This window comes from Streptococcus infantis, from assembly GCF_047460825.1.
Classification (GTDB): Bacteria; Bacillota; Bacilli; order Lactobacillales; family Streptococcaceae; genus Streptococcus; species Streptococcus infantis_V.
In genome coordinates this window covers 1-6,047 of record NZ_JASHFO010000051.1, presented here as the reverse complement: position 1 = coordinate 6,047, position 6,047 = coordinate 1, and the positions used below count along the sequence as shown (strand labels likewise).

Sequence of the window (6,047 nt, the reverse complement as noted above, 5' to 3'; positions counted from 1 at the left end):
TGAAATCAAGCATTAGTAAAACCAGTGGAACTTACCCTGACACGGATTTCCACTGGTTTTTACGATTTTTATCAGACTAACTTCCACTTTTATTGGCGATGGAAGTTAGTTTGGGAATTTAGCTTTTTCTCTTATTTTTTTCCTCCAAGATGCAAAAAGCATACTTAGATAAAAAATACTCATCATGATTGGAATCCCTAAAATTGTTTTTTCTTCATAAAAAATACTCAGATAAGCTGATACAACAACCCCAAGCACAAAACTCGACAGCAAGCTAACAAAGATGAGTCCTTCTCTTAAAAAAGGTGTATGTTTTGTGCGAACATATTCGCCAAATGCTAACATGGTTCGTTTGATATTTCCGGTCATAAAAGCATTATTGTATGCAATGCCTGAAACTTCTCCGAAAGCTGTTGTTACAAGTCCCATACAAAATGCTAACGGTGGTACTATGTATATATTATCAACCGTCAAGGGAACAAATCCTATTATTAAAGATAAAATTGCTAGTGGAATAAGAGATAGAATTGGTTTTCTTACAATCCTCAACTTTTCTTTATAGACTGTCAAAAGGAAGACACCCACCATGAAGGAAATCAAGGTCATTACCTTGGTGCTGGCATCTGAAACATTGTCTTGAATGAGACCAACGGAAAGGAAAACGACATTCCCTGTTTGACCTGCAACTAGAGTATTCCCACGTATGATAAAGGTATAGGCATCTACATAACCCGCACAAAAAGTCAAAAAAAGCGCCAATCTTTTTGAATGACGAGAAATTTTTCTCATAGGTAATAATCTCATACTACACTCCTATTTTTTCTGAATCTATTGTACCATTTTTTGAGGAAAATTCGAAGTGTCAAATAAAAGAATTGTCTCCCTTTGGCTAGTTTAGTCTATCTGTGATATAATGAAAGCAGTCATTACTTGTAGAAAAGGAGATTTCATGCTTAAACTCGGTATTATCGGTACTGGTGCAATCAGTCACCACTTTATAGAAGCTGCTCATACTAGTCAGGAATTCCAGTTAGTGGCTGTTTATTCAAGAAAGCTCACGACTGCTCAGCAATTTGCTAGTTCCTATACAGATGTTAGTCTATTTGATAATTTAGAGGATTTCTTCCAGTCTGATTTTGATATTGTCTATATCGCAAGTCCCAATTCTCTGCATTATACTCAAGCCAAGCTTGCTCTAGCATCGGCTAAACATGTTATCCTTGAAAAACCAGCGGTGACTCAACCACAAGAATGGCAGGATTTAGTTGAAATAGCTCAAGAAAATCAATGTTTTATCTTTGAAGCAGCAAGAAACTATCATGAGGAAGCCTTCACCGTTATTAAAAACTTTTTAGCAGATAAGCAAGTTTCAGGTGCAGATTTTAACTATGCCAAGTATTCTTCTAAGATGCCTGACCTCCTTTCTGGAAACACTCCGAATGTATTTTCAGACCGTTTTGCTGGTGGGGCTCTCATGGACTTAGGTATTTATCCGATCTATGCTGCGGTTCGCTTGTTTGGAAAGGCACTTGATGCGTCCTATCAAGCTCAACAACTTGACAACACCGTTGATTTAAATGGAGATGGTATCTTATCTTATCCTGAATATCAAGTTCACATCAAGGCTGGTAAAAACATTACTTCTAATCTGCCCTGTGAAATATATACAACAGATGGAACCTTGACACTCAACACTATTGAACATGTTCGATCAGCTATTTTTACAGATCATCAAGGTAATGAAACACATTTACCTATTCAGCAGGCACCTCATACCATGACTGAGGAAGTCGCTGCTTTTGCTAACATGATCAAGCAGCCAAATCCAGAACTTTACCAAGCTTGGTTAGAGGATGCATCACACGTCCATAACCTAATTTACACCATGCGCCAGACTGCTGGCATTAGATTTGAGGCAGAAAAATGAAAACCAAACTACCTACAGAATGGCTAGAGCTAACCGAACAACTCGGCTTTCAAGAATTCACCCCCATTCAAACTCAGCTTTTTGATCCGATTTTAGACGGTCAAACCCTCCTTGGAGTCAGTCCAACTGGTACAGGAAAAACTTTAGCTTATCTCCTACCAAGTCTTCTCCGTCTCCAAAAGAAAAAAGCGCAGCAACTATTGATTTTAGCACCAAATACTGAACTGGCTGGTCAGATTTTTGAGGTAACTAAAACTTGGGGTGAAGCAATTGGCTTGACTGCTCAACTCTTCCTTTCTGGTTCGAGTCAGAAACGTCAAATCGAACGACTTAAAAAAGGCCCAGAAATCCTTATTGGAACTCCTGGGCGTATCTTTGAACTGATCAAATTGAAAAAAATCAAGATGATGAATGTGGAAACGATCATTCTTGATGAGTTTGACCAGTTGCTAGATGATTCTCAAATTCACTTTGTAGAAAAGATTACCCACTATGCACCTCGTGACCACCAACTTATCTATATGAGTGCCACTACCAAGTTTGACCAAGATAAGATTGCGCCCAACACGCGCACCATCGACCTCTCTGATCAAAAATTGGACAACATTCAACACTTCTACATGCAAGTAGACCAACGTCATCGAGTAGATATGCTTCGTAAACTCGCACATGTCGAGGACTTCCGCGGACTGGTTTTCTTTAATAGTTTGTCAGACCTCGGAAGCGCTGAGGAAAAATTACAATATCGTGATGTCCTAGCTGTTTCTCTAGCTAGCGATGTCAACGTTAAGTTTAGAAAAGTTATCTTAGAAAAATTCAAAGATAAGCAACTAACACTGCTTCTTGCGACAGACCTTCTGGCTCGTGGTATCGACATTGATAGCTTGGAATGCGTAGTTAACTTTGACGTTCCTAGAGATATGGAAACCTACACTCACCGCGCTGGCCGTACTGGACGTATGGGCAAAGAGGGCTATGTAATCACACTTGTAACGCATCCCGAAGAAATCAAAAAGCTCAAAAAATTTGCAAGTGTACGTGAAATTGTCTTGAAAAATCAAGAACTGTATATCAAATAAGGTTGGGATAAAAATCCCAACCTCATTTTTTATTAGCAAAAAAACTTTGATCTGCTAGCTGATTTAGAACTAGGAAATCGAAACTTTATCTACTGATTTCTCCTCCACCAGCTTTCTTACCCCCAGGTAATTTCTAAGCGATAGTTTGCAAATGGAGTTCCTTCTTTGTTTTGTAGTTGATAGGCTAGTTCAATCTTTTGCTGATCAACTTGATAATGGCTTGTTTGAATGATAAACTCCTGTATCCCCATTGGTGTAGGAATATAGGCTAAACTATCAGCTTCCTTCAGAAAACGCATGATGGTCTTAGGGTTGGAAAATCGAGACATCACCAACTCTGTATCATTAAACTTGAGTACCACTTTTTCCTTCTCTTCATTGTAAAAAAGGAGATAGGAAAAATCACCTTTCTCACGTAACTCAACATCATAAAGTTGGTCGATCACTTCCAATTGTTCATCAAATTGGATGGTATTTCTCATTCGAATCTTCACTTCAAGTCCTCTTTCTTCACTCTTATCCTACTATTTTACCAAAAACTGTGGCTTTTTGCTATAATGGTTTTATGAATGAAAAAGTATTTCGTGACCCTGTTCACAATTATATCCATGTTGATAATCAGATTATCTATGACTTAATCAATACCAAAGAATTTCAACGCTTGCGCCGTATCAAGCAACTCGGGACATCCAGTTACACCTTTCATGGTGGAGAACATAGTCGTTTCTCTCACTGTCTGGGTGTTTACGAGATTGCACGACGCATCACCGAGATTTTTGAGGAAAAGTATCCTAAAGAATGGGATCATTCGGAGTCCCTCCTAACCATGACTGCAGCCCTCCTTCATGACCTAGGACATGGCGCCTACTCGCATACCTTTGAAAATCTCTTTGATACCGATCATGAGGCGATTACGCAGGAAATTATCCAAAGCCCCGAAACAGAGATTCACAAGGTTCTTTTACAGGTAGCTCCAGATTTCCCAAAAAAGGTAGCTAGTGTTATAGACCACACTTATCCAAATAAGCAGGTGGTCCAACTGATTTCGAGTCAAATCGATGCAGATCGCATGGACTATCTCTTGCGCGACTCCTATTTTACAGGGGCTTCTTATGGGGAATTTGACCTAACACGTATCTTACGAGTTATTCGCCCTATCGAGAACGGAATTGCCTTTCAACGAAATGGCATGCATGCCATCGAAGACTATGTTCTAAGTCGCTATCAAATGTATATGCAGGTTTATTTCCATCCAGCAACACGTGCTATGGAAGTTCTTCTTCAAAATCTTTTGAAACGCGCTAAAGAACTTTATCCAGATAACAAAGAATTCTTTGCTCGAACTTCTCCTCATCTACTTCCATTTTTCGAAAAAAATGTGACCTTGGCTGACTATCTATCTTTGGATGACGGAGTTATGAATACCTATTTTCAACTATGGATGACCAGTTCTGACAAGATTTTAGCTGACCTGTCACAACGTTTTGTCAATCGCAAGGTCTTTAAATCCATCACCTTTTCACAAGAAGATCAAGAACAGCTTGCATCTATGAGAAAACTGGTAGAAGATATCGGCTTTGATCCTGACTATTACACAGCTATTCATAAGAACTTTGACCTTCCTTATGATATCTATCGTCCTGAATCTGAAAATCCACGAACGCAGATTGAGATTATACAGAAAAATGGTGAACTAGCAGAACTCTCTAGCCTGTCTCCTATCGTTCAATCACTTGCTGGTAGTCGCCACGGAGATAATCGTTTCTATTTTCCGAAAGAAATGTTAGACCAAAACAGCATCTTCGCAAGCATTACCCAGCAATTTCTACACTTGATTGAGAACGATCATTTTACCCCAAATAAAAACTAAAAGAGGAAATTTATGAGTATTAAACTAATCGCTGTCGATATCGACGGAACCCTTGTCAACAGTAAAAAGGAAATCACTCCTGAAGTATTTTCTGCCATCCAAGATGCCAAACAAGCTGGTGTCAAAGTTATGATTGCAACTGGACGTCCTATCGCAGGAGTTGCCAAACTTCTAGATGACTTGAAATTAAGAGATGAAGGTGACTATGTAGTGACCTTCAACGGTGCCCTTGTTCAAGAAACTGCTACAGGACATGAAATTATCAGCGAATCCTTGACTTATGAGGATTATCTAGATATGGAATTCCTCAGCCGCAAACTTGGCGTCCATATGCATGCTATTACCAAGGACGGCATCTATACTGCCAATCGCAATATCGGAAAATATACCGTTCACGAATCAACCCTCGTCAGCATGCCCATCTTCTACCGTACACCTGAAGAAATGGCTGATAAGGAAATCGTCAAGTGTATGTTTATCGATGAGCCTGAAATTCTGGATGCCGCTATTGAAAAGATTCCTGCAGAATTTTATGAGCGCTACTCCATCAACAAATCTGCTCCTTTCTACCTTGAGCTCCTTAAAAAGAATGTAGACAAGGGGTCAGCTATCACTCACCTAGCTGAGAAACTTGGACTAAGCAAGGATGAAACCATGGCTATCGGAGATGAAGAAAATGACCGTGCTATGCTTGAAGTCGTAGGTAACCCAGTTGTTATGGAAAATGGAAATCCAGAACTCAAAAAAATCGCCAAATACATCACTAAAACAAATGATGAATCAGGCGTAGCTCATGCCATTCGAACTTGGGTGTTGTAGAAAAAATAGATAGAATAGCCCAAAAAACCGCTCAGCAGAGCGGTTTTTAGTATGATTATATCACAATGAAAGTAAATCAATAATTTGAATTGCAGTTGTACAGTTACTTAAATCTTGAGAGTACAAAAACATAAGTGAAACCATTTTGTCCTGCTGTTCGGTTGTACAGTTACTTAAATCTTGAGAGTACAAAAACCCGCCGTGTAATTCAAGGGAACGAGCAGGGGTTGTACAGTTACTTAAATCTTGAGAGTACAAAAACTGTCGGTTTACCGCTCCTTTTTCAAAAAAGGTTGTACAGTTACTTAAATCTTGAGAGTACAAAAACATAAGTGAAACCATTTTGTCCTGC

Annotated in this window: 7 protein-coding genes; 4 read left to right on the top strand and 3 right to left on the bottom strand. The window is 39.1% G+C overall.

What is annotated here, in order from left to right:
* Positions 1-105 precede the first annotated feature (105 nt).
* Positions 106-804 (bottom strand): YoaK family protein, encoded by a 699-nt coding sequence (locus QM911_RS09655; RefSeq protein WP_414313859.1) that lies wholly within the window; start codon positions 802-804, stop codon positions 106-108.
* A gap of 145 nt (positions 805-949) precedes the next feature.
* Here QM911_RS09655 and QM911_RS09650 point away from each other — a divergent pair, with 145 nt between their 5' ends.
* The gene (locus QM911_RS09650; protein WP_414313858.1) at positions 950-1,927 is read left to right on the top strand and encodes a Gfo/Idh/MocA family protein; all 978 of its coding nucleotides are present in this window, start codon (positions 950-952) and stop codon (positions 1,925-1,927) included.
* The gene (locus QM911_RS09645; RefSeq protein ID WP_414313857.1) at positions 1,924-3,006 is read left to right on the top strand and encodes a DEAD/DEAH box helicase; all 1,083 of its coding nucleotides are present in this window, start codon (positions 1,924-1,926) and stop codon (positions 3,004-3,006) included. The genes QM911_RS09650 and QM911_RS09645 overlap by 4 nt, the downstream gene beginning before the upstream one ends.
* Before the next feature lie 116 nt (positions 3,007-3,122).
* On the opposite strand, the gene QM911_RS09640 is transcribed toward QM911_RS09645, so the two are convergent.
* Positions 3,123-3,500 (bottom strand): DUF1934 domain-containing protein, encoded by a 378-nt coding sequence (locus QM911_RS09640; RefSeq protein ID WP_414294196.1) that lies wholly within the window; start codon positions 3,498-3,500, stop codon positions 3,123-3,125.
* A gap of 71 nt (positions 3,501-3,571) precedes the next feature.
* Between QM911_RS09640 and QM911_RS09635 the strand changes: the two genes are divergently transcribed.
* Both QM911_RS09635 and yidA read left to right on the top strand, forming a co-directional pair.
* Positions 3,572-4,876 carry an HD domain-containing protein gene (locus QM911_RS09635; protein WP_414313856.1) on the top strand — a complete coding sequence of 435 codons (1,305 nt, stop codon included), beginning with the start codon at positions 3,572-3,574 and terminating at the stop codon, positions 4,874-4,876.
* 12 nt (positions 4,877-4,888) lie between these two features.
* Positions 4,889-5,695: a sugar-phosphatase gene (yidA, locus tag QM911_RS09630; protein ID WP_414313855.1), complete on the top strand. Its 807-nt coding sequence runs from the start codon at positions 4,889-4,891 to the stop codon at positions 5,693-5,695.
* Between the two features lie 60 nt (positions 5,696-5,755).
* On the opposite strand, the gene QM911_RS09625 is transcribed toward yidA, so the two are convergent.
* Positions 5,756-6,047 (bottom strand): hypothetical protein (locus QM911_RS09625; protein WP_414313854.1); only part of this gene is annotated, 292 nt, incomplete at its 5' end.